Annotated in this window: 14 protein-coding genes, 1 tRNA gene and 1 pseudogene; 9 read left to right on the forward strand and 7 right to left on the reverse strand. The window is 53.9% G+C overall.

Features of this window, described 5'->3' with window-relative positions:
* Nucleotides 1-694: 694 nt before the first annotated feature.
* A tRNA-Ser gene (locus ACETPC_RS00290) sits at nucleotides 695-782 on the reverse strand.
* Nucleotides 783-1,009: 227 nt separating this feature from the next.
* Between ACETPC_RS00290 and ACETPC_RS00295 the strand changes: the two genes are divergently transcribed.
* The 4 genes from ACETPC_RS00295 to ACETPC_RS00310 all read left to right on the forward strand — a co-directional run bounded on the left by ACETPC_RS00295 (nucleotide 1,010) and on the right by ACETPC_RS00310 (nucleotide 4,860).
* Nucleotides 1,010-2,470 carry a peptide MFS transporter gene (locus ACETPC_RS00295; RefSeq protein WP_380177492.1) on the forward strand — a complete coding sequence of 487 codons (1,461 nt, stop codon included), beginning with the start codon at nucleotides 1,010-1,012 and terminating at the stop codon, nucleotides 2,468-2,470.
* Nucleotides 2,471-2,560: 90 nt separating this feature from the next.
* Nucleotides 2,561-3,499, forward strand: a complete 939-nt coding sequence (ghrA, locus tag ACETPC_RS00300; protein WP_380177494.1) for a glyoxylate/hydroxypyruvate reductase GhrA — start codon at nucleotides 2,561-2,563, stop codon at nucleotides 3,497-3,499.
* Between the two features lie 35 nt (nucleotides 3,500-3,534).
* Nucleotides 3,535-4,272, forward strand: coding sequence for a phosphatase (locus ACETPC_RS00305; RefSeq protein WP_380177496.1), 738 nt, complete (start codon nucleotides 3,535-3,537; stop codon nucleotides 4,270-4,272).
* A 33-nt stretch (nucleotides 4,273-4,305) separates the two neighbouring features.
* Complete coding sequence (locus ACETPC_RS00310; RefSeq protein ID WP_380177498.1) at nucleotides 4,306-4,860, forward strand: molecular chaperone; 555 nt, start codon at nucleotides 4,306-4,308, stop codon at nucleotides 4,858-4,860.
* A 201-nt stretch (nucleotides 4,861-5,061) separates the two neighbouring features.
* On the opposite strand, the gene ACETPC_RS00315 is transcribed toward ACETPC_RS00310, so the two are convergent.
* A complete protein-coding gene (locus tag ACETPC_RS00315) occupies nucleotides 5,062-5,526 on the reverse strand; it encodes a DUF943 family protein (RefSeq protein WP_380177500.1) in 465 nt (154 codons plus the stop codon).
* Nucleotides 5,527-5,529: 3 nt separating this feature from the next.
* Entirely contained in the window at nucleotides 5,530-6,333 is an 804-nt protein-coding gene (locus ACETPC_RS00320; RefSeq protein ID WP_380177502.1) for a DUF3289 family protein, read from the reverse strand.
* 249 nt (nucleotides 6,334-6,582) lie between these two features.
* On the opposite strand from ACETPC_RS00320, the pseudogene ACETPC_RS00325 reads away from it, so the two are divergent.
* Nucleotides 6,583-6,678, forward strand: a pseudogene (locus ACETPC_RS00325) (molecular chaperone); the annotation flags it as partial.
* A 29-nt stretch (nucleotides 6,679-6,707) separates the two neighbouring features.
* On the opposite strand, the gene ACETPC_RS00330 reads toward ACETPC_RS00325, so the two are convergent.
* A complete protein-coding gene (locus tag ACETPC_RS00330; RefSeq protein ID WP_380177504.1) occupies nucleotides 6,708-8,075 on the reverse strand; it encodes a CoA transferase in 1,368 nt (455 codons plus the stop codon).
* 45 nt (nucleotides 8,076-8,120) lie between these two features.
* Nucleotides 8,121-9,008, reverse strand: a complete 888-nt coding sequence (locus ACETPC_RS00335; RefSeq protein ID WP_380177506.1) for a DMT family transporter — start codon at nucleotides 9,006-9,008, stop codon at nucleotides 8,121-8,123.
* 113 nt (nucleotides 9,009-9,121) lie between these two features.
* Here ACETPC_RS00335 and ACETPC_RS00340 point away from each other — a divergent pair, with 113 nt between their 5' ends.
* Both ACETPC_RS00340 and ACETPC_RS00345 read left to right on the forward strand, forming a co-directional pair.
* Complete coding sequence (locus tag ACETPC_RS00340; RefSeq protein WP_380177508.1) at nucleotides 9,122-9,814, forward strand: glutamine amidotransferase; 693 nt, start codon at nucleotides 9,122-9,124, stop codon at nucleotides 9,812-9,814.
* A gap of 138 nt (nucleotides 9,815-9,952) precedes the next feature.
* Nucleotides 9,953-11,473 (forward strand): aldehyde dehydrogenase family protein, encoded by a 1,521-nt coding sequence (locus ACETPC_RS00345; protein WP_380177510.1) that lies wholly within the window; start codon nucleotides 9,953-9,955, stop codon nucleotides 11,471-11,473.
* Nucleotides 11,474-11,536: 63 nt separating this feature from the next.
* Here ACETPC_RS00345 and ACETPC_RS00350 read toward each other — a convergent pair whose 3' ends face one another.
* Nucleotides 11,537-13,714: an EAL domain-containing protein gene (locus ACETPC_RS00350; RefSeq protein WP_380177512.1), complete on the reverse strand. Its 2,178-nt coding sequence runs from the start codon at nucleotides 13,712-13,714 to the stop codon at nucleotides 11,537-11,539.
* 89 nt (nucleotides 13,715-13,803) lie between these two features.
* Nucleotides 13,804-15,153: a cation:proton antiporter gene (locus ACETPC_RS00355; RefSeq protein WP_380177514.1), complete on the reverse strand. Its 1,350-nt coding sequence runs from the start codon at nucleotides 15,151-15,153 to the stop codon at nucleotides 13,804-13,806.
* Between the two features lie 284 nt (nucleotides 15,154-15,437).
* On the opposite strand from ACETPC_RS00355, the gene hemB reads away from it, so the two are divergent.
* Both hemB and ACETPC_RS00365 read left to right on the forward strand, forming a co-directional pair.
* Nucleotides 15,438-16,415, forward strand: a complete 978-nt coding sequence (gene hemB / locus ACETPC_RS00360; RefSeq protein WP_380177516.1) for a porphobilinogen synthase — start codon at nucleotides 15,438-15,440, stop codon at nucleotides 16,413-16,415.
* A 470-nt stretch (nucleotides 16,416-16,885) separates the two neighbouring features.
* Entirely contained in the window at nucleotides 16,886-24,322 is a 7,437-nt protein-coding gene (locus tag ACETPC_RS00365) for a neuraminidase-like domain-containing protein (protein ID WP_380177518.1), read from the forward strand.
* Nucleotides 24,323-24,337 lie beyond the last annotated feature (15 nt).

Genomic DNA, 24,337 nt, shown 5'->3' on the forward strand with positions numbered 1-24,337 from the left:
TAAAATACGCTGCATAAAATGAAATAACCTGGCTTTGAAATTGATTACGGAAAAAAGAGGGGAAGAAGTAAGATTGCCTGTTGTTTGCAGATTGTAGTCAAAAGCAGCTTTCTGGCAGGCAAATGCAGGAAAACAGGCTTGTCAAGCCTCAGACTGCGGACAAACCCGAACCCTTCATCAGGACTGCCTCTTTTTACAGCAACGCCGCAGCTTGATAGCGGCAGAGGCTGAGCGGATAAATGGACCGTTTGGCGCATGGACGCGCCAACCGAGCCATCATGGACGATTTCACGGCGTGTCCATGTTCCGATCTGCCTCTGCTGCTCTGTCACAGATTTAAACGCGACCTGAGGTTTGTCATCAACCTCAGGCTTGTCAAGCCTCACCCTGACGGGCAGCGATTCGCTGTGCAAAACGTCCTGGCTGGCCGTGTTGTCGAACCCTGGTCAGGCTCTTCCTCCGTGGAAACAGGCAAAAAAAAGCCTGAACGTGCGTTCAGGCTTTTCTTAAAATATGGCGGTGAGGAAGGGATGACATGAGGCTTGTCAAGCCTCACCCTGACGGGCAGCGATTCGCTGTGCAAAACGTCCTGGCTGGCCGTTTTGTCGAACCCTGGTCAAGAGTTCTCACCCTTCCTCCGAGGGAATATGCAAATAAAAATGCCCGGCTGTTAACCGGGCACTTTTATAAAATATGGCGGTGAGGAAGGGATTCGAACCCTTGATACGTTGCCGTATACACACTTTCCAGGCGTGCTCCTTCAGCCACTCGGACACCTCACCAAATTGTTACGCATGCTCGCTGCGTGGGGCGTAATGTAGGGAAAACTACCGCGCCGGTCAACTCCCTTTCTGCACTTTTCCGTTCGTTCACTCACTTTTGCAGCAGCCTGCTGCTAAATTCGGCAGAAAAGCCACAGGCCCGGACAAAACTTAACGATGCCAGCGCATTTGGCCCGACAATATGCATAATAATGCGCTCTATCGCGCTAAAAAATCATGAGGCCACAGTGACTATCCAGACCAACAATGCGGCGGCGACCGGGCAGGAAGGCACGCGCGCGCTGTTCTTCATCCAGATTTTCGCCACGCTCGGCTTTGCCGTGCTTTATTCCACGCTGGTGCTTTACGCCACTAAACGGCTCGGTTTCAGCGAGGCGCAGGCCAATGCCATGATGGGCGTCTTCGGCGCTTTTAACTATGGTTTGCACCTGTTTGGCGGCTATCTGGGCGGCCGCTTCCTTAGCAACCGCAACCTGTTTGTGCTGGGAATGGTATTACAGGTTATCGGCTGCTGGATCCTCTCCGGACAAAGCGCAGAAGGGCTCTACTGGGGCCTGGCGATGTTCTTAACCGGCAGCGGACTGAACGTAACCTGCATCAATATGATGCTGACGCAACGTTTCACGCCGGAAGACAGCCGCCGCGAAAGCGCTTTTCTCTGGAACTACGCCGGAATGAACCTGGGCTTTTTTATCGGCTTTACCGGCGCCGGCTATTTCCAGCTGCAGGAGCATTATCAGGCGCTGTTCCTGTTCGCCACCTTGGGTAATGCCGTGGCTATTGTGATCTCGCTGCTGCGCTGGAAAAGGCTGGCGGATATTGATACGCCGCTGCTGCACGTGGGCAAAAAACAGCTACAGCTGCGGATGCTGGCCGGTTTGCTGATCCTGGCGGTGCTGGTGCCCGTTATTCGCATTATGCTGACTCACGCTGACTTTACCGGCGCTTTTGTGCTGGTGCTGGGCGCCATTGTCTTTCTGCTGCTGGCCTTTACCGCCTTGCGGCACCGTCCGCGCGACGAGCAGCGCAGAATGGCCGCTTATTTGATTCTGGCGCTGGGCGCGCTGGTTTTCTGGACGCTCTATCAGCTGGCGCCGATGGGGCTGATGCTGTTCACCGAACACAACATTATGCTTAATGTCTGGGGCGTTCAGGTTGCGCCGCAGTGGGTGCAAAACATCAATACGCTGGTGATCGTCTTTGGCGGCCCGCTGCTGGCGATGGGATTTCGTAACCTGCGTGAACGCGGCTGGCGCATTGATATTCCTTTGCAGTTCGCTTCCTCGCTGTTCTGCATCGGGCTGGGCATGCTGGTGCTACCGGTAGGCATTATGCTGGCTGGCGGCGACGGCATGGTGGCGTTCAAATGGATCGTTATTAGCTACGTCCTGCAAAGCCTGGCCGAACTGCTGATCTCGCCGGTGGGCTACGCTATGATCGGTAAACTGGCGCCGCAACGCTATCAGGGCGTCATGATGGGCTGCTGGATGATGGTCACCGGCGTCGCTTCGGTGCTTTCCGGCTATGTTTCCGGAATGATGCCGGAAAATGGCGGCAGCTCGCCCGCGCTTACCAATCCGGGCTACAGCCATATCTTTATGCTGCTGGGCTGGGGTAGTGCCGCCACCGGCCTGATCCTGCTGCTGTTAATGCCGCTGCTGCGCAGGCTGATCCAGACCGCGCGCTAGTTTCCTGTTGGGGTCATAAAGACCCCACTAATTTTTACTTGCCACGGGCGCCGTTTTCCCCGAGCCTGAAGAAAAAACAGGAGAACTTGCGTGGATATCATCTTTTACCATCCTTCTTTTAAAGCGGAAAAATGGCTTGCGGGTTTACAGCAGCGTCTGCCGCAGGCCCGCGTGCGTGCGTGGCAGCCGGGCGATGATGCGCCTGCCGACTATGCACTGGTGCGCCAGCCGCCGGTTGAGATGTTGCAGGGACGCGAGCTAAAAGGCGTCTTTGCCCTGGGCGCAGGTGTCGACGATATTTTGGGCCAGCTACGTCAACACCCAGAAATGCTGGCTGAAGGCGTGCCGCTGTTTCGCCTGGAGGATACCGGCATGGGCCGCCAGATGCAGGAATACGCAGTATGGCACGTGCTGGGCTGGTTCCGCCGCTTTAATGAATACCAACAGCAGAAAAGCCAGGCGCTCTGGCAGCCGTTGCGTAACTTTTCCCGCGAAACCTTTACCATTGGTATCCTGGGCGCTGGCGTATTGGGTAGCAGCGTGGCGGAGAGCCTGCGCTTCTGGGGATTTCCGGTAAGCTGCTGGAGCCGCTCGCCAAAGACGATCCCTGGCGTAACCAGCTTTCACGGCGAAGAGCAGCTCGGTGAGTTTCTGGCCGGTACGCAAGTTCTGATTAACCTGTTGCCGAATACGCCGCAGACCGAAGGCATCTTAAATCGCGCTTTGCTGAGCCAGCTACGACCGGAAGCTTATCTGATCAATCTGGCGCGCGGCGCGCATCTGGTGGAAGAAGATCTGCTGGCGGCGCTGGCGGCGGGCGAGATCAAAGCGGCGGCGCTGGACGTTTTCGCGCAGGAGCCGCTGGCGCAGGATCATCCATTCTGGGCGCATCCGGCCATCGCTATTACGCCGCATAATGCCGCTGTCACCTTGCCGGAGGAAGCTATGGATTATATTGCCGAAGCCATCCGGCTACGTGAAACGGGCGAGATGCCTGCTGGAGAAGTTGACCTGACGCGAGGTTATTAACCCGGGCATCACAGCCGTTAATAAGGAAAAATTTTATGTACCCTGTCGATCTTCATATGCACACCGTCGCCAGCACACACGCTTACAGCACGCTGCGCGACTACACTCAGCAGGCGCAGACCTGCGGTGTCAAACTCCTGGCAATTACCGATCACGGCCCGGATATGGCCGACGCGCCGCATGCCTGGCACTTTATCAATATGCGGATCTGGCCCCGAATAGTGGATGGCGTGGGCATTCTGCGCGGCATTGAGGCCAATATTAAAAACACGGCGGGCGAAATAGACTGTACCGGGCCGATGCTGGACGCCGTGGATATTGTCGTAGCGGGATTCCACGAGCCGGTGCTGGCGCCGCGTGATAAAGCGACCAACACAGAAGCGATGATCGCCGCCATGGCGAGCGGCAACGTGCATATCATCAGTCATCCGGGCAACCCAAAATATCCGGTAGATATTCCCGCCATAGCGGAAGCCGCCGCAAAATATGAGGTGGCGCTGGAGCTGAACAACTCCTCCTTTACCCATTCGCGCAAAGGCAGCGAGCCCAACTGTCGGGCTATTGCGGCAGCGGTGCGCGACGCAGGCGGCTGGATAGCCTGCGGTTCTGATTCCCACACCGCTTTTACGCTGGGGAATTTCGAACATTGCCTGCGGATCATGAAGGAAGTGGATTTTCCTGAAGATCGCGTATTAAATGTGACGCCACGCCGCCTGCTGGATTTTTTGCAGCGCAGAACCGGCATTGCTATCCCTGAATTTGCTGAACTGTGACCCTGTCACGTTGAATAGACTGGAACTTTTTTCATGAATGAATTTTCGATCATCTGCCGCATCCTTGGTTCGCTCTTTAATCGCCAGCCGCAGGATCCGCTGCTGGTGCCGCTGTTTACCCTGCTGCGCGAGGGCAAGCTACAGCAGCAGTGGCCGCTGGAGCAGGATGAGCTGCTGACGCGCCTGCAGCAAAACAGCGATCTGCAAGCGCTGGCCGCCGACTATAACGCGCTGTTTGTTGGCAGCGACTGCAAGGTACCAGCAGAAGGATCGCAGTGGGAAAACGGCCCACAGGAGAGCGAAGTGCGTGCCTTTTTGCAGAGCCGTGGCATGCCGCTGGGCGAGGCGCCAGCCGATCGTTTTGGTTCACTGCTGCTGGCCGCCTCCTGGCTGGAGGATCAGTCGCAGCAAGACGAAGTGCAGGCGCAAATTACACTATTCGATGAATACCTGCTGCCGTGGTGCGGCCAGTTCCTGGGCAAAGTAGAAGCCTGGGCCGAAACGCCCTTTTACCGCACGCTGGCCGCGCTAAGCCGAGAAGCGATCCAGGCGATGCGCGATGAGCTGGCGGAAGAGGGCGAAGCCTAGTTTAACGGCGAAGCAGCGGCCATTTTATCGTGAGGCAAAATGGCCGCCCCAGAACTTGCTGACTGGCAGCGGGTAACCCCGCTCATACTTTTGCCGGAATTGCCTGACATACTCCTTTTTCTACGAAGCCGGCACGTCGGGAAATACATGGAAGTAAGGGACAAATTTATCCGGGATGATAACAGTGCCATGCCTTAAAAATCATTCTTTTCTGATTATCTGTACCGTACCATCTGGCGCTTCCAAATATTGGTTTTTTGCGGCAGCGATTGAAATATACCCTCGACTATTACCCATCAACATCATTATCTGATTATTGTAGATGCAATTTTTAGGTGGCTTAATATTTGCAAAGCAAGTAAAGTCTTCGGGCGATTTGTCAAAGCTGGTCCAGCCCTCTTCAGGCTTTTTTTCATAACCTTTGCCGAAATCCATTATAAGCAATACAAAATCCTTTGAGTTTTTTGGAAGGTTAAATTCATTTTTAATACTATTCCGATTATCATGCCACCACCTGATTTGTTGCTTATCTGAATCAGGAAAGTTCTTTACATAGATAGCATTACCATCAACCATTACGATTTTAGTTTCTTTTTTATAAAAAAAAGAAATGCTTATTATCAGGATGGCAAGTAGAGTAATAATTTTTAAGCTTTTAGCTTTCATTTTTCACCTGAATTGGTTTTTTCCGGTAATTGTAACTTTTGCTTTTATGTTGACCAAGAAGGGTTTCCATGCAAGCTTTTGATATCGCTGTAATACAAACCATATTCTGAATGCCGGTAAGTATTTAAATTTTGCCTTCTGGATATCTGTTTTATCAAGGCCAAAATGGTCTTGTCCGATGAAAGTTATATCGGCGATCCAGGTGTCACCATTAAAATCTAGCCTGTCTAACATAATCCTGGTGCTATTGATATCATGTACAGATATACCCAGGCCATTATAGTTATCCTCAAACCTCAGGAATTTTGGTAAGTGCATTTTGGTAAAAGCTTTACTGAAACTACTTTTATTTAAGCCGTTATGCCAGTCAGCAAAGTTTGTAAGGGTTAATCTGATTAATTCAAGAGCGCTTGCTTGTGATTTATTATTAATGATTAAATTTTTATAGGCCAGATCGAGTTGTGGGTCATGCCAGGACTGACCATTTTTAAACTGCATATGATCGATCATGCGTTTTATGATATCTCTGTACTGGCCCCAGGCAAATTTGCCAATTTCAAAACGAAACTGGTCGAACAGAATTGCTCCAGTTTGTTCGCGGCTTAAGGTGGGCATACTGCCATAATGATGATTAAGTTTTTTGAAAGAGTAACAGTCCACTCTGTCAGAAACGGCAATAAGGCCAAAACGCTGTTTTAACGTTTGTTCAGACAGATCGCCCGAACGCATGTCATCCGCGCTCCAGTCATCAAAAGATTTTTGACTTCTGAAAATTTCTAAAGGTTTAGCTATTTCACGTATTACCATGACCCATCTCATCCATAAGTTATTGATAAAATTTAAATCCATATAAAAACATCGCTATTATAACTTACAATACATTAGGTTTGTAGCTCAAGAACAAGCCGTTCAGCCACGACTTCTGTACCCTTATTCAAGAAAGTGCGTTTCTGCACATCCGCAACTTTTTTCTCTTCTATGGTTACAATTATTTTCTGCGCAAATATGCCTTACTCTTTTTCTTTAAAAGGATACCTTTTAAAGGGAAGAGAGCAGCAGGCCGAAACGCCCTTTTACCGCACGCTGGCCGCCCTGAGCCGCGAAGCAATTCAGGCGATGCGCGATGAGCTGGCCGAAGAGGGCGAAGCCTGATTCTCACTTATAAGTAAACCTGCAAGAGCTTAATCCCGCCAGGCTGCCGCTGCCGATCCCAGCGGCGTGGCGGAGCTTGACCAGGCCAGCGGCAGGCCATGCAGATAAACCGGCGGTTTCAGACGCAGGCCAATGCCCCAGGCGGTTATCTCTGTTTCTACATTATTGTCGTGCGTGTTTACCGGCCCCAAACCGGTGGGCTGAATAGCTTCCGCATAAGGATTGTCGGTCAGCAGACAGGCAGTACGGGCCAGCGAAAGCCGGGCGGTAAATCCCGTGCCGTTTTGCAGCCTTAGCCGCATGCCTTCCAGCGCAGCGGCGGCCATCAGATAGCCGGTAGCGTGATCGAGCGCCTGCACCGGCAGCGGCGAGGGCGCGTCGCTCCGTTTCCAGCGGCGGCCCGTATCGGCGATGCCGCAGCCCATTTGTACCAGGCTGTCAAAGCCGCGTCGGTTGCGCCACGGGCCCGTCCAGCCCCAGGCGTTCAGGCTGACGTCCACCAGCCCGGGCGCCAGCTTTTGCCGCTTCTCGCTGTCATAGCCGAGTTTGCTTAAGGCATCGGCACGATAGCCGTGGATCAAAATATCCGCCTGGCTCAGCAGCCGCTCAAAAATCTCTCTCCCGGTCGTGGACTTCAAATCGAGCCGGGCACAACGCTTGCCCAGCGTCACTTCCTCCTCCAGCGTTGGTTCTTGCCAGCCCGGCGGATCGAGGCGCAGCACCTCTGCGCCTAATCCGGCCAGCAAGCGTGTAGCTACCGGGCCAGCGATAATCCTGGTCAAATCCAGCACCTTTACACCATGCAGCGGACGCAACGCTGGCAGCATCCAGCCCGGCGCGGCGGCTTGCGGCTGTAGGCTTTGCGCAATCAGCGCCTCGCGCCGTACGCTTTGCCCTTGCGGGTGCTGTTGCCAGGCCTCCAGACTGCGCATCTCTGCCGCGCAGCCCGCGACGTCAATAATCGCCTGTTCAAGCGCGGTCTTTTTCCAGCGGCTGACGGTTTTCGCCAGCGCTGCGCGGCTGGCGTGCACGCCCAGTACTTTTTCCATGGCAGCCCGATGATGCGGCGCGTTGGTATGCAAACGGATCCAGCCATCCGCAGCAGCATAGTCGCCAGCGAAGGCGTCCCACAGCGCGGGAGCGGAACGGTTAATCGGGGAAAAACTCTGTTGAAACCAGCGGGAAGCCAGACGCATATCAACGTGCTGCCGGGCCTGATTTCCCGTTAAGGCCGCCGCCGCCTGCATTGCCAGCGCTATGCTGGTGGCGGCAAGTTCAGTTACCGGATAAGCAGAACTGAGGCGCTGAGCGCCGATGAAATGGACTTCGGGTACGGGGACGCTTGCGTTGCGCAACCCTTGCCAGAGCTGCTGCCAGAATAGTGCGGTTATCGCCATAGCTTTCTCCTTTGGATTAACCATAGCAATGAAGATCGGCTGCCGCTAGCGCAGCCGCTTGAGCTTCGGCAGCCGGGCATGCATCCTTAGATTGCGCAGATTGATGACCGCAATTGCCGTACCGAACACTACCAGCAGCGAGCCGACAACCTTAAACAGGTTCATGCTGTCGCCCAACACCAGTACCCCCATAATTACCGACAGCACCGGCGTCAGCAGTGAATAAGGCATAATCAAATTAACGTTATAGATACGCAGCAGGCCATACCACAGCGAATAGGCGACGATGGAAGAACAAACCGCGCTGTAGAGAATAGCGAACCAGCCGCGCCAGGAGGCGTGAACCAGGCTGGTCAGCTGGCCGCTTTCCATCACGTAAGAAGAAAACCCTACCAGAGGAATAGCCAGGAAAGAGAGCCAGCCGGTCATGGTCAGCGGCTTAATCGGCGGCGATTTTTTCACGATAAGATTACTGACGGCCCAGCCCACCGCGCTGCACAGCAGCAGGCAAAGCACCCACCAGGCAGGAATGGTCGGGCTGCCCGCCAGCACTACCACGCCGCTTAGCGAAATAGCTATGCCCAGCATCTGCACCAGCGAAAGCTTCTCGCCCAGAAACACCATGGCAAGAATCATCGCAAAAGGCGTGCCGAGCTGCACCACGATAGCGCCAGTGCCCGCATCGGTAAATTTAAGGCCGAGAAATAACAGCGAGAAGTGCATAAAACCAAAGGTAAAAGCCAGCGGCAGCAGGTAGCGCAGCTGCTCGCGCGTGACGCGGGTAAAAGGCACCAGAATCAATGCGACCACTACAAAGCGCATCAGCGTCAAAAAAAGCGGCGGAACCTCGCCAAGTCCCCATTTTACCGCCACGTTATTAAAAGCCCAGGTCGTTACCACCAGCAAAATCAGGAAAAAATGACGTAAAGCCACAGCGTAATCCTTTAGAGTATTGATTCACTGACATATCATGACATGAATCGCTGCGGTTTTAAGCGCGGCGTACAGACTATTTTCCTTTAGCCGATTAAGGATAACTTCAGACCATGAGCGCGCTTCCTGTAGCCATTATTCAGTTTGAAACGCCGCCTGCGCACGTTATGTCGCAGGCGGGCGAGCAGCACCACTGGTTTATTGCCGCCACGAGTTTGAAACCGGATGAATATCTGGTGGTGCGGCCAGATCTGGGCGAGGCGCTGCCCGATCCCGCTTCGCTCTCGGCGGCCATTCTTTCTGGCTCCTGGGCGATGGTTACCGATCATGCGGAGTGGAGCGAACGCACGGCGGCCTGGATCCGTGGCGCGATGGATAGCCAGCTGCCGCTGTTAGGCGTTTGTTATGGTCATCAGCTAATGGCGTATGCGCTGGGTGGCAAGGTCGGCGATAACCCGCGCGGCTGGGAAGGCGGATCGCAGCAGATAGTCCGGCATGCTGACTGCGCTGGCGATGCATTATTGGGCGCGCTACCGGAGAAGTTCTCCGCATGGCTTTCCCATCGTCAGTCGGTGCTGGAACCACCAGTCGGCGCGCAGGTGCTTGGCGCTTCCGCAATGGAGCCGTGCCAGATTATACGCTACAGCCCACAGGCGCTTTCGGTACAGTTCCATCCTGAATTCACCTCAGCCATCATGGCGGCCTGCCAGCCAACAAGCCAGGCGCACGAGCCGGAACCCGTCTGGCCGCTGCGGCTGCTTCAGGCTTTCTGCCAGCAGCAGCGCCCGGCCCAACGGCTGGCCTGAGGTGACAAAGCGGCCTTGCCCGGGCCGCTTTCCTTTCGGCGCGGTCACACTTTCCACCTGGCCCGGCTGTGAATTTCTCCCGTTCTGATAGTGTTAATTTAAGGTTATTTGATTGTTAATCACTATGGAGAGATGACCATGCGTTACGCGTATCCGGGCAGTCAGGATTCCCTAATCGTGCTGAAGCCGCACTACAGCAACTTTATCAACGGCGAATTTGTTGCGCCGGTGAACGGCAATTACTTCACCAATACTTCGCCGATCAACGGTTCAACCATCGGCGAGTTTCCACGTTCAGATAAGGAAGACGTCGAAAAAGCGCTTGATGCCGCGCACGCGGCGGCGGAAGCCTGGGGAAAAACTTCCGTGCAGGCGCGTTCGTTAACGCTGTTAAAGATCGCCGATCGGCTGGAGGAAAATCTGGAGTATCTGGCGGTCAACGAAACCTGGGATAACGGCAAGCCGGTACGCGAGACGCTGGCTGCCGATCTGCCGCTGGCGGTAGATCATTTTCGTTATTTCGCAGGTTGCCTGCGCGCCCAGGAAGGCACGGCGGCGGAAATTGACGAGTTCACCGCTGCCTACCATTTTCACGAGCCGCTCGGCGTAGTCGGCCAAATCATCCCGTGGAACTTTCCGCTGCTGATGGCGGCCTGGAAGCTGGCTCCGGCGCTGGGCGCGGGCAACTGTGTGATACTGAAACCGGCCGAGCAAACGCCGCTGTCGATCACGCTGTTTGTCGAGCTAATCGCAGATCTGCTGCCGAAAGGCGTGCTGAACGTTATTCACGGCTACGGCCGTGAAGCGGGCGAAGCGCTGGCAAGCAATCCGCGCATCGCCAAAATCGCATTCACTGGCTCCACCGCCACCGGCGGCCATATTCTGGAACTGGCGGCAAAAAACCTGATCCCATCCACCGTAGAGCTGGGCGGAAAATCGCCGAATATCTTCTTTGAAGACATTATGCAGGCCGAACCTTCATTTATTGAAAAAGCGGCGGAAGGCGTGGTGCTTGGCTTTCTGAACCAGGGCGAGGTCTGCACTTGTCCGTCACGCGCGCTGGTACAGGAATCAATTTATGCGCCCTTTATGGAAGCAGTGCTGAAAAGAATCAAAACCATCAGACGCGGCGATCCTATGGATACCGATACCATGATTGGCGCCCAGGCTTCACAGCAGCAGTTTGATAAAATCCTCTCTTACCTGGAAATCGCCCGTAAAGAGGGCGCGGAAGTGCTGACCGGCGGCGATGTTGAAAAGCTGGAAGGCGAGCTGGCAAGTGGCTATTACATTCAGCCAACGCTGCTGAAAGGCGACAACAGCATGCGGGTTTTCCAGGAAGAGATCTTCGGGCCGGTAGTCGGCATTACCACGTTTAAAGATGAGGCGGAAGCGATAGCTATCGCCAATGATTCCATCTATGGACTGGGCGCAGGCGTCTGGACGCGGGATATCAACCGGGCCTATCGGGTTGGCAGAGCGATAAAAGCGGGGCGGGTCTGGACCAACTGCTATCACCTTTATCCGGCGCACGCTGCTTTCGGCGGTTATAAAAAATCGGGTATTGGCCGTGAGACGCATAAAATGATGCTCGATCACTATCAGCAAACCAAAAATCTGCTGGTAAGCTACAGCACCGAACCGCTGGGGTTCTTTTGAAAAACACGGGCTGAAACTGTTGTTAAAGTTTTAAGCTGTTCTGGTTAACGTGACGTTGTCACGTTAACCCGCCTTAGGCTGTGCTAACAGTGTGGCAATCTCTTCTTCCGCTACCGCCTGGGAAAACAAAAAGCCCTGGAGCTGATTACAGCCCGCTTCGGCCAGCGCCGCCATCTGGCCGCTGGTCTCCACGCCTTCTGCGGTGACGGTCAGCCCCATCGCCTGGCCCAGCCTGACCACGGACTCGATAATTGCCGTAGAATTCTCCGTCACGCCCAGCGACTGCGTGAAAGAGCGGTCAATCTTGATCTTATCCACAGAAAAATGGCTGAGGTAATTCAGGCTGGAATAGCCGGTGCCGAAATCGTCCAGCGCGATGCGGAAACCCGCCTCACGCAGCGCGCTCATAATCTCCTGAGCGCCTTTTTCATCCTCGATCAGCACGCCTTCGGTGATTTCCAGCTCGATTCGGGAAGGCAGCGTCTGTTCCTCTTTCACGATAGCGGTAAACCTTTCGACAAATCCCGCCGAGCGAAACTGTAAAGGCGAAACGTTAATCGCCATGGAAAGATCTGGCCAGGCCAGCGAGACGCGACAGGCTTCGCGCAGCACCCATTCGCCAATCTGGATAATCAGCCCCATCTCCTCCGCCAGCGGAATAAACTCGCCGGGCGAAATCACGCCGCGCACCGGATGGCGCCAGCGCATCAGCGCCTCCAGCCCAACCACATTTTTTCCGGTAATATCCATCAGCGGCTGATAGTAAACGGCCAGATCGCGTTTTTGCTGTAGCGCGACACGCAGATCGGCGGCAATCTGCTGACGCGTTTTGACCTGCTCATCCATCGAACCATCAAATACCCGATACTGGCCGCGTCCCTGGCTTTTAGCTTCATAGAGGGCGATATCCGCTTTACGCATCATCTCCAGCCGATCGCCTGCATCCTGCGGTGCCATCGCCACGCCAATACTAACGCCTATCCAGGTCTCGCTGCCTAACAAAGTAAAAGGACGGGCCAGTGAGGCAATAACACGTTCGCACAGCAACTGAATATCGTGCAGTGAAATCGCGCCTTCCACAATAATCACGAATTCGTCGCCGCCCAGTCGGCCAACAGTGTCATTTTCCCTGACCAGTTCGCTCAGCCGATGTCCGACATCGATAATTAGCTCGTCTCCCGCATGATGCCCATAGGTATCGTTAACCAGCTTAAAACGATCCAGATCCAGCAACAGCAGCGCGACCCGTTCTTCATTGCGCATCAGCCTGCCCAGCGCTTGCGTAAGCCGTTCTTCTACCAGTGCGCGGTTGGGCAAGCCGGTAAGCACGTCATGAAAAGCCAGATGCTGAGCCTGCGCTTCACTGGCGCTGAGCTGGAGCAGCGACTGGGAAAGCCTGAGCGAAGAGAGCCACAGGCGGCGGATCATCAATACGCAGATCAGCGTAATAATCAGCACCATTGCCAACCCGACCGGGCCAATCACCTGAAACATCTGCGAACCGGGCGCGGCGGGCCGCCAGCTGATATAGCCCAGGCTTTCTCCGGCGGCGTTCAGCAGCAAATAGTTGGCCTCTTTTCTTTGCGGGCTGCCGTCGGCGTAGTGCAAATCACGCAGCAGGCTGCGTTGGGAAAGAGAAGCCAGATAGCTCTCATCCAGATATTTGACGCTGACCAACCGGAAACGGCCACCTTCGCCATAGCCGCTGTCGATAGTGCTGATAGCCAGCGCGGCGGGGCGCTGGTTAATCAGAGTGAAATCAACGGCTTCTGCGCCTTCACCGCCGTTGGGAAAGGGGGACTTAAGCCGTGCCGACAGGGCGCTCACCGCCTGACGCAGCGGCTCGAACCGGGACGGCGGCACGTTCTGCCCCCATTCCCAGCGATAAATTGGCTGATTACGCTCGTCAACGATATAGATAAGCTGGTGGCCAAACATCGTCGATAGCCAGGTACCAACGTTTTGATTCAGCCAGATCGTATCCTGGGGCGCGCGCGTCAGGCGACGGCCAAGCGGCTGCCACAGCGCCAGGCTGCGATTCTGTTTGACGATATCCGCCAGGCTTTGCGTCAGCGCTGTGGCAATAATTTGCTGCTGCGCCGCCGCCGCATCGCGGTTGGTCTTGGCCGTCGCCCACCAGACGGTAAAAGTTGCGGCGATAAAAGTAATGAATAATACCAGCACCAAAGGCACAAGAACTTCACGAATAAAATGACTGCGAAAACTGTCTGATATTTTCATCTTTCTTATCAACCCATGTTATACGGCAGCAATACTCCTTCTACTTTGAGGCTAGCATAAATCCTGGAAGGGCCTGCGCGGCCCAACGTTTATTCATCCCGCTCGCGCATGGCCACTATTTTTGCCTGGCGCCAGTTCAATAACGGGGTAACGGAAATACCGTGTACGATGACGCTGGCGACAACCAGGGTAAAAGCGATATTCGCCATCCGCGTCATCTCGTCGCCCGCTACGCCGTGCGTATAGGCCCAGGCGATATAGTTAATACTGCCGATGCCGCGGATCCCCAGCCAGCCGATAATCATTTTTTGCTGCCAGGGCGCTTTAATGCCCACAGTGCCGAGCGCGACCGCCGCAGGACGAATCAGCAGAAACAGAATGGCCGCCATCAGCAGCCCGTCCGGATCCCAGTGCTGCGCCAGCGTAACGCCCAGCACTATGATGATCCCGGCTGCAAACAGGCGTTCTACGGTATCGCCAAATGACAGCGCATCGCCGACTACCAGGCCGACGGAACGTGCCGGATCTGGCTCAAGCGATTCGTGGCGAATATGTGGATTAACCAGCACTTCCGCTGGCGGACGATGATCGCTATCGTCAAAAGCTTCGGCTGGCTGGCGGCTGATCACGGCTACCTCAGCGCGTCTTAAGCCTACGCCTGCCGCAAAGGCCGCCAGAAAGCCAGATGCGTCCAGCGACTGGGCCGCCGCATAGCTCAGAGCGATTAGCGCCAGCGCCAGGAAATCGTTGGGCGCCACGTCTTTATGCGCATAGCGCAAATGGGTAACGTACTGGCCGACAAAGCGCCCGAATAAAAAGCCAATACCCAGACCGCCGGTAATTCCCCACAGTACATCCACCAGCGCCCAGTGCGTAAACAGCTCCATCGTCATTTGCTGCGGCGTGGTAAGCAGCGTCACCGCCAGCATCAGCAAAGGCAGGGCGGTGCCGTCATTCATGCCCGCTTCGCTGGAGAGCGAAACGCGCAGATTATCATCGTCGCGAGCGTCGTTGACGGAAATCAGGCTGGCCAGCACGGGATCGGTCGGCGCGACGATAGCGCTAAAGGCGATGGCGAAAGGCCAGGAAAGACCCACGAGATAATGCGCGACCACCGACATACCGCCGACGGTCAGCAGCATGCCGGGAAAAGCCAGCCGCATTCCCAGCCGCCAGCCCTGGTTACCCAGAGGAAGCCTGAGCTTAAGGCCGGTGATAAACAATGAAGCCGCCATAGCGATTTCGGTCAGGTGCGCGGTGAGTGAGGCATGAGCGGCGATATCAATATGCAACAGATCCAGAACCCACGGGCCGCAAATGATGCCGGCCAGCAGATAGAGCGCAAAAGTGGTGATCGGGCCGCGATTTATCCAGCCGGAAGCCAGCGACATTAATAATAAAAGGCCGCCAGCGGCGGCAGTCCAGCCTAAGAAATCCATCGTTACTCCCTGGTAGTTGACCGCTTAATTATGGACGCTAAAAAAGAACGGGTTGAGATAACCGCCGGTTTTAAGGTTAACGCAGAGTAAAACCTCACCGTTTTTCTGTTAGTAAAAGTAAAACATGGCGGGCGTAAAGCCAGGCATTCTGTGCCGTTGCGGCGCAGAATGGGCGACAAACATTGTCAGAAAGCGTCGGCGGGTATAATGTTAGCAGACTCACTTTTTCTTTTTATCCACGGCGGTTTTCCCGGCCGCTGGCTATCTGCTAAACCGAGGTTGTTTTGTCCACTCTATCCCCAAACCTTCGTCCAAGACGTCTGCGTCAGACCCCATCCTTCCGCTCGCTTTTTCAGGAAACGTCGCTCAGCATCAACGATCTGGCGCTGCCAATCTTCGTTGAAGAGGGCCTGGACGACTACAAAGCTATCCAGGCGATGCCTGGCGTAATGCGCATCCCGGAAAAGCGCCTGGCTTATGAAATTGAACGCATCGCCAAAGCGGGTATCCGCTCGGTAATGACCTTCGGTATTTCTCACCATACCGATGCCGACGGCAGCGATACCTGGCAGGAAAATGGCCTGGTGTCGCGGATGTCGCGTATCTGTAAGGATGCGGTTCCGGAAATGATCGTAATGTCCGATACCTGCTTCTGCGAATACACCACGCACGGGCACTGTGGCGTGCTGCACGAGCACGGCGTGGATAACGATGCAACGCTGGCGAACCTTGGCAAGCAGGCGGTAGCGGCAGCGCGTGCGGGCGCAGATTTTATCGCGCCTTCTGCGGCGATGGACGGCCAGGTGGCAGCAATTCGCCACGCGCTGGATGAAGCGGGCTTCACCGACACGGCGATTATGTCGTACTCCACCAAGTTTGCTTCTTCTTTCTACGGCCCGTTCCGCGAAGCGGCTGGCACCTCGCTGAAGGGCGATCGCAAAACTTACCAGATGAACCCGATGAACCGCCGCGAAGCAATTCGCGAATCCTTGATCGATCAGGCTGAGGGTGCGGATGCGCTGATGGTGAAACCGGCCGGCGCCTATCTGGATATCATCCGCGACGTGCGCGAGCGCACCGAGCTGCCGCTGGCGGCCTATCAGGTTAGCGGCGAATATGCGATGCTGAAGTTTGCCGCGCAGGCAGGCGCAATCAATGAACAGGATGTGGTGCTGGAAAGCCTCGGCGCCATCAAGCGCGCGGGCGCAGATCTGATCTTCAGCTACTACGCGCTGGAGCTGGCGGAAAAAGGCCTGTTGTAGGCTGCGCCGTAAGCTATTCTGAAGGAGCGCCATCGGCGCTCCTTTTTTTAAGATTAAAATACGTTTTCACCTTATTGAGATCGCAGGTTTTTACCTGTTTGTTTAAAGATATTTTTTATGTTTGTTGTTGTTTTGTTTATTTAGTAGGGAAAATAAAAACCGGAACCATCCTCTCTTTTTTAACTATCCTTTTGTTTTTATTTCCTCTTTCAAGCCTGCCTTGATATGTGTTTTTTATTTTAATCGGGTTGCGTCAACTTTTGCGCTCGTACTTTTAATAATTAGCATTATGGCAGGGATAGCAGCATGATAAACTCATTTCTTTGTTGTGGTGACTTTCATTTTCACTCTGTGTCAGATTAAACCTTTCGGTTTGGTTGTTATTTTTTTTAATCAGGCCCCTTTGCCTGGCTGAGGAGTTTTATATCTGATGAATTATTCAATGCTGACCTTGAGGCCAAGAGAATAGTATGTATAACATAAAGTCTTTGCTGGAAAAATTAAACAGCAGCGACATGACTGCGGGCAATATGGCTACCCGTGAAATAACCCTGGGTGATATTGTTTCTGACTCTTTTTCCGCTTTAAGGGAACAGACTAAAAGTAAACTCTCCTGGGGAGAAACGGCTTTTCTGTACAGACAGGCACAGCTTGCCGGACAGGAAAACAAGATGGCGGAGTCACGCATTCTCAGCCGTGCTAACCCTCAGTTGGCCAATGCCGTCAGCCTGGGTATCCGCCAGTCCGCCCATTTGCGTAGTTACGATTCTCTTTTTGGCCAACGGGCCAGTAAGTTTGTGGAGCCTGGCTCCGCCGCCTCTATGTTTTCTCCAGCCGCCTATTTGACCGAACTTTATCGTGAGGCAAAAGAGTTGCATCCGGCAAATTCGGCGTATCGTCTGGACAATCGCCGCGCCGATCTGGCCTCGCTTTCGCTTTCACAACACAACATGGATGAGGAAATCTCCACGCTGTCATTGTCGAACGAAATCCTGCTGGAGGCTATTCAGACCCAGGAAAGTCAGTCCCGCGAACAGATAATGGAAATGCTTGCGACCGCCCGTGAGACCGGTGCCACGCCTTTTCATCTGCCGTACGAGACCATCCGTCAGGCTATAGTGCTACAGGATGAGGCCTTTGCCGTTTTTAACCGCAATCCGTTGATTGCACAAAAAGTGGATTTACCCACTTTACTGAGCATCCGTGCGGATATTTCGCCCGACCTTTACCACCTGTTGACAGAAGAAATTACCGAAGAAAATAGCGCTGAACTGACTAAAAAGAACTTCGGTGATACTGATGTCAACTTTTTCCGTAACCCGCAATATCTCTCAAAATATTATGAGCTGACCAGTGAAGAGATTGCGGAATGCCTGGCGGTATTCTCCTCAGGCAATAATGCTTACGTTAACGACCGCTTGCTGAAGATCTTTGTTGATGATGACTATATTGATACTTACCTTATCAAAAGAACGGCAGGAAGCGGCTATAATCATCTTTACTATATGGATCTTTTCTATAAGGGAAATAACACTTTTTATATCAAAACAAAATTTAAAGAAAGCCGTGGCCTGGTCAGCGTCCGTTTATCCAGTCCTCGCTCGGTTTATTTAAATCAGATCAATGGCCCAACTGAGGCGGGCGTGGTTTATCAGTCCCGCGATTTTGTTCTGGAAGAGAGCGATTTCGCGGGCGACTTTATGCTGAACCTGTTGCGCTATCCGGCGGCGGGCACCAGCGAGGCTAACCAGAGCACCAGTGCGGCTTTCCGTCTGGAAAAAAATGCCTATGCCTTTAACCTGTTTCTGTTAAAACTGAACAAATTAATTCGCTTGTACAAAGCGACCGGTATTGCACCAAAAGATATTCTGGCCGTGACGCAAAGTGAAGGTGGCAATCACGAGCTGACTATTAATGAAGCAACGCTGAATAAGCTGTTCTATGTCAATTATACCCAGCGCCGCTTTACGCTTGAGGTGGCAGATGCGCTGGTGCTTTGCGGCTTTGCTATTGATAACAGCGGCGATCAGCAGGATCTCTTTACCCGACTGTTCAATACGCCGCGCCTGAATGACCGTGTTTTTGCCGCCGATGACGCTGCGCTAAGCCTGGTGCCCGGCCAGGCAGAGGACGCTTTCCGTCTGGCGGTCATGAAGCGGGCTTTTCAGGTAAATGACAATGAACTCTTTCAGCTTTGGACGCTGGCTAACGGCGGCGTTGTTGAACCGTTCAGCTGCACGCTGCGAAACCTCTCCGCACTGTACCGGGTAAAATTATTGGCGCAGACGCAGGGGTTATCAGTGGCCGAATTAGCTATGCTGCTTTCGGTTACGCCTTTTGCCGGTCAGAAACTCCTGACGCCGACGGATGACGATATAACGACGCTGCTGCACTATCTCGAGCAAATGATGCAGTGGCTCCGGGGGCTGAACTGGACGGTCAGCGATGCCTGGCTGATGGTTACGCCGAGTTACAGCACCGATATGACACCAGATATTGAAAGCCTGATCGTCACGTTACGCAACGGCCTGAGTGGGCAGACGTTTGCCGATGATCAACTCCTGCTGGCCGCCCTGGCCCCTTTTATCGCGTCGGCTACACAATTGGATACCGACGAAATGGCACGCGCGACGCTGCAATGGCTGAATCAGCTGATGCCGTCAGGGCTATCGGTTGCGGCTTTCCTGGCGCTGGCGCTGAAAACGTCGCTTACCGCCGATGAAACCAGCAGCCTGATCGCTTTTTGCCAAAAGCTGGCTCAGCTGGTATTGATTGTGCGCAATACCGGTATTAGCACCGCCACGCTATCGATGCTGATTGCCCAGCCTTCGCTGTTGCAAAGCGGGGCCGGTGTCCTGCCAAATACACTCACCATGCTCTACGATTTGACCCGTTTCCAACACTTTATCCTGCGCTGCGGCAGCCTGGCTGACAGAGTGCTTTTGAGGCTGAAAGAAGGGCGGCTGGATACTGAAACGGTAGCGCAGGCGCTCAATCTGGATTCACAGGGATTAAGCCAGGCGCTGAAACAGGCTTCCGACAAGGCGTATTTCCCTGACTGGCAGGTTATCGACAGCACGTTACAGTGGCAGGATATCGCCACCACGCTAAGCATAACGCCAGTCGGCGTCGCCAGGCTGATCGCGCTGAAGTATGCCAATACTCTCATGTCGCCAGGCTGGAGTGAATGGACGGCGGTCAGCGATCTGATGCAGGGTGGCCTTAATGCCCGACAAACCGACCAGCTTTTGGCGAGGCTGGCTGAAGTGACCAGCACGGCGCTCAGTGCCTGGTTTATTGCCCATTACGCGCCTGCCTGGGTTAACGATCGCGATACGCTCTACAGCTATTTATTGATTGATAACCAGGTATCGGCAGAAATCAAAACAACCCGCGTAGCCGAGGCTATCGCCAGCATTCAGCTATATGTCAACCGGGCGTTGGGGAATCAGGAAGAGGGCGCGCTCAGCAGCATACGAACTCGCCGCTTCTTCCAGGATTGGGAGCGCTGGAACAAACGTTACAGCACCTGGGCTGGCGTCTCGCAGCTGGCCTACTACCCGGAAAACTATATCGATCCAACGCTGCGTATCGGCCAGACCGAGATGATGAGCGAGATGCTGCAAACCGTCAGCCAGAGCCAGCTCACCGCTGATAACGTTGAAGAGGCGTTCAAAGCCTATATGACCCGCTTTGAAGAGGTGGCCAATCTTGACGTTATCAGCGGCTATCACGATAGCGTCAGCGACCGGAACGGCATCACCTGGCTGCTTGGTCGTTCCACCATTGGCGATTACTACTGGCGTAAAGCGGATATCGGCATGCTCTCAGAAGGCAAGCTACCTGCTAACGCGTGGAGTGAGTGGAAAAAAATCACTACGGCTATTTCTGCCGTCAACAATCTTGTGCGTCCGGTTATTTTCCAGTCAAGGCTGTATATTGTCTGGGTAGAGAGTAAAGAGCTTGCCTCAGGCGACACGGCAAACAAATCGATGGAATATATCGTTAAATATGCGCATATTCTCCATGACGGACGCTGGAGCGCACCAGTCGCTGTACCTATAAATCAGATCCCGTCATCGAATGTGGGCATGTACTGCGCACAGGATATTGAGGTCGGAAAATTAAATATCCTCTTTTATGAAAAGCAAATCGAAGCCAGCGCCGATCCACTTCCACTCTTTGGTTTAGTGATTTCAAATGATGGAAAAAATGAAACTCTTGATACCACTCAGGTCAGTGAAATAGCCTTTAAGGTTTACACTCAGCTTGATACAACAACCGTGACGAAGCTCAATACCCCTTATGGTGGTGACGTCAAAAGTATTGTTGTTTACGAAATAAACGCGCTGGAACAAATATGGGGTGCGGATTATTATACTTCCCTCACAGGAAGCCAATTACGTAATATCCACACCACTGAATTTGTAGATGGCAAATTTACCTTAAGTTTTGACGCGATGACTCAGCTTGCCTTTCAAGGCCGGCCAGGGACGCGTGCTGAGATCCATACAGCAATGATGAAGCGGACAGGGAATATAGGCGATACTTTCTATATCCCGAGGTTGACCAGTAAAGGAACCTTTGCTCCGAATGGAGAGGCGCTGGCACGTAAAGCCACTGTTGACGAGTTTTACGTCCAGGGGAGTATGTCTGGCTGTGTTGTCAGTATTAATGACAATGCCTGGTTTGCTGCTGAAGAATTCGGCAACGATTTATGGTGTGCGCGATATATAGAGAAAACGTTAACGAAAGTACTCGCCAGTGACCGGAAAAACGCCAACATCACAGGAACAGGAAGCATTCCTGCTTCCGATCTCTCGCTTACTTTTACCAACTTCACTACGCTGAATACAGCGGTGGCAGCGTCGGATGTCTCGCTTAAAATAGTTGCCGAAAACGGAGGTACGACACAGACGGTAAATATGGGTTCGCGTTCATCTTATAGCTTTGATAAGACTGAATTCATCCTGAATGCATTCAATATTAATTTTACCAAAGACATTTTTAATAATAATAAGGCCAATATTACAGCCACCTTTACAGCCAATGCTCACGGCAGAGAGTTAGGTAGCGAAACGCTTGGCTTAACGCTAATTAATGTTAGTACATTACCGGTTATTACCCTTAATCGCACCAGCGACAGCGCGCAATATTTGCAGTACGGCGCGTATCGCATCCGCGTAAACACGCTCTTTGCTAAGCAGCTGGTAGCGCGGGCCAATGCGGGTCTGGATACGGTGCTTTCCATGACCACCCAGCAGATTCAGGAACCACAGCTGGGAGAAGGATCCTGGATTGCGGTCACCTTTGACAGATATGACCGGGCGTTGCATGGCGATGGCACATACCAGCTCTTTCTGGTAGGCGCAGTAAGCAATAATGAGAGCGACAGCCGTCAGATACACCTTTGCGCATCCGGCACCGTTTCGGCGAACACGCAAACCGTGGTCAATGTTTTCCTGCCTTACAATGTGAAAACAGGTAACGAACCAGGCATTGCCTATCTCGGCGTACGCTATTCTGACCAGTCCTTTACCGCTTCCGCCGCCACGATGCAGGCTTTCCGCTATAACACCACGACCAAAGCCTTTGAGGAAACCAGCACCACTAATACCGGCAGAACACGCGGTCTGGAGAGTCGCATTTTGACAACGCGCACGGAACCCATGGATTTCAGCGGCGGCAACGCGCTCTACTTCTGGGAAATGTTCTATTACGTGCCGATGATGGTATTTAAGCGACTGCTCCAGGAAAGCCGCTTTGACGAGGCGACCCGCTGGATAAAATATATCTGGAATCCGGAAGGCTACTTCATTAACGGCTCCCCTGCGCAGTGGCAGTGGAACGTGCGTCCGCTCCAGGAAGATACCTCGTGGAACACCACGCCGCTGGATTCGGTTGACCCGGATGCCGTCGCCCAGGCCGATCCTATGCACTATAAAGTCGCTACGTTTATGGGCATGCTGGATCTGCTGATCGCCAGGGGCGATATGGCCTACCGTAAGCTGGAGCGTGACACGCTGAACGAAGCGAAAATGTGGTATATGCAGGCGTTAAGCCAGCTTGGCGATGAACCTTACCTGAACCTGAAAGGCGAGTGGTCGGCGCCGCTGTTAAGCGACGCCGCTGCGCAAACGGCCAGCATGCACGCCGCGCTGCTGGCCGTGCGTCAGCAGAGCGTGATGCCGGAACAGCGAACGGCGAATTCACTGACTGCGCTTTTCCTGCCGCAATACAATGAAAAATTGCAGGGTTACTGGCGCACGCTGAGACAGCGGATGTATAACCTTCGCCACAATCTCTCCATTGATGGCCAGCCGCTGGCGCTGAGCATCTTTGCGAAACCGGCCGATCCCGCTGCGCTGCTTAGCGCGGCCGTTTCGGCGTCGCAGGGTGGAGACGATCTGCCGACGACAAACATGGCGCTTTACCGCTTCCCGGTTATGCTGGAAAACGCCAAAAATATGGTGGCGCAGCTCAGCCAGTTCGGCAGCTTGCTGCTCAGCATCGCCGAGCGACAGGATGCCGAGACGTTGTCGGAGCTGCTGCAAACCCAGGCCAGCGAGCTGGTGCTGCAAAGCGTCGCCATGCAGGACCACGACATTGCTATCGTTGACGCCGAGCAGGCAGTGCTGGAAGCGAGCCGCAAGGGTGCGCAGTCGCGCTTTGACAGTTACAGCGCGCTGTATGAAGAAAACATTAATGCAGGCGAGCGTTCCGCAATAAATCTTAGCCTGGCTGCTTCCTCCATTAGCGCGGGTGCAAGCGCGTTGCATATGGTTGCCGCCGCTGCGGAGATGGTACCCAATATCTACGGTTTTGCCGTTGGTGGTTCCCGCTACGGCGCACTGTTTAACGCGTCGGCGATAGGTTTACAGCTGGCGTCCGACGGCACGCGTGTTGCCGCCGAGCGCATTAGCCAGTCTGAGATCTGGCGTCGCCGTCGCGAGGAGTGGGAAATTCAGCGCAACGCCGCCGAATCAGAGCTGAAACAGATCGATGCCCAGCTTGCTTCGCTGGCCTTGCGTCGGCAAGCGGCAGTACTGCAGAAAACCTATGTAGAGACGCAGCAGGCACAGGCGCAGGCGCAATTGCTGTTCCTGCAAAATAAGTTTAGCAATAAAGCACTCTATAACTGGCTGCGCGGCAGACTGGCGGCGATTTACTACCAGTTCTACGATCTGGCGGTGTCGCGCTGCCTGATGGCGCAAAAAGCCTGGCAATGGGAATTTAAGGATGAAGCAACCACCTTTATTCGTCCCGGCGCCTGGCAGGGAACATGGGCGGGCCTGATGGCAGGCGAAACGCTGATGCTTAACCTGGCACAGATGGAAAAAGCCGCGCTTGAGCGAGGCCAGCGCGTGCTGGAAGCAACGCGAACCGTCTCGCTGGCGCAGTACTACGCCGAGCAGAAAGGCTTCAATTTCGTTGAGCAAATTGCGGCAATGATAGCCAATGGCAGCGGTATCGCTGGCCCTGTTGGAGAAGGCATCAAGCTGTTTGATTCCCGATTTATGGCCTACCTGAAACTGGCTGATTTAAATATCAGCGGCGATTACCTGCTCCATGCGGGCCGTAAACAGTACGTTAAGCAGGTCGGCGTCACGCTGCCGGCGCTGGTGGGGCCTTACCAGGATGTCCAGGCAGAGTTGACCTACTCGGGTAGCGACGCGCCAGCTTTAGCTCGAGGCTGCACAACACAGTTCGTCTCGCATGGGATGAATGACAGCGGTCAGTTCCAGCTGGACTTCAACGACAGCCGTTATTTACCGTTCGAAGGGGTCGATATCAATGGCGACGGCACCCTGATCCTGACGCTACCAAATACGCTGGATAAACAGCGGGCTTTATTGGCCAGCCTGAACGATATCATTCTGCATATCCGTTACGTCAGTTTTAGCTAACCCTTTTCACCGAAC

The sequence above is a fragment of the Pantoea sp. sgz302252 genome (assembly GCF_042610525.1).
GTDB lineage: Bacteria > Pseudomonadota > Gammaproteobacteria > Enterobacterales > Enterobacteriaceae > Erwinia.

Coding starts and splice junctions, on each gene's coding strand:
- ACETPC_RS00330 (WP_380177504.1), bottom strand. CDS start 8,075: ATGGCGATAACCGCACTATTCTGGCAGCAGCTCTGGCAAGGGTTGCGC.
- ACETPC_RS00320 (WP_380177502.1), bottom strand. CDS start 6,333: ATGGTAATACGTGAAATAGCTAAACCTTTAGAAATTTTCAGAAGTCAA.
- ACETPC_RS00355 (WP_380177514.1), bottom strand. CDS start 15,153: ATGGATTTCTTAGGCTGGACTGCCGCCGCTGGCGGCCTTTTATTATTA.
- ACETPC_RS00350 (WP_380177512.1), bottom strand. CDS start 13,714: ATGAAAATATCAGACAGTTTTCGCAGTCATTTTATTCGTGAAGTTCTT.
- ACETPC_RS00310 (WP_380177498.1), top strand. CDS start 4,306: ATGAATGAATTTTCGATCATCTGCCGCATCCTTGGTTCGCTCTTTAAT.
- ACETPC_RS00365 (WP_380177518.1), top strand. CDS start 16,886: ATGTATAACATAAAGTCTTTGCTGGAAAAATTAAACAGCAGCGACATG.
- ACETPC_RS00315 (WP_380177500.1), bottom strand. CDS start 5,526: ATGAAAGCTAAAAGCTTAAAAATTATTACTCTACTTGCCATCCTGATA.
- ACETPC_RS00340 (WP_380177508.1), top strand. CDS start 9,122: ATGAGCGCGCTTCCTGTAGCCATTATTCAGTTTGAAACGCCGCCTGCG.
- ACETPC_RS00305 (WP_380177496.1), top strand. CDS start 3,535: ATGTACCCTGTCGATCTTCATATGCACACCGTCGCCAGCACACACGCT.
- ACETPC_RS00345 (WP_380177510.1), top strand. CDS start 9,953: ATGCGTTACGCGTATCCGGGCAGTCAGGATTCCCTAATCGTGCTGAAG.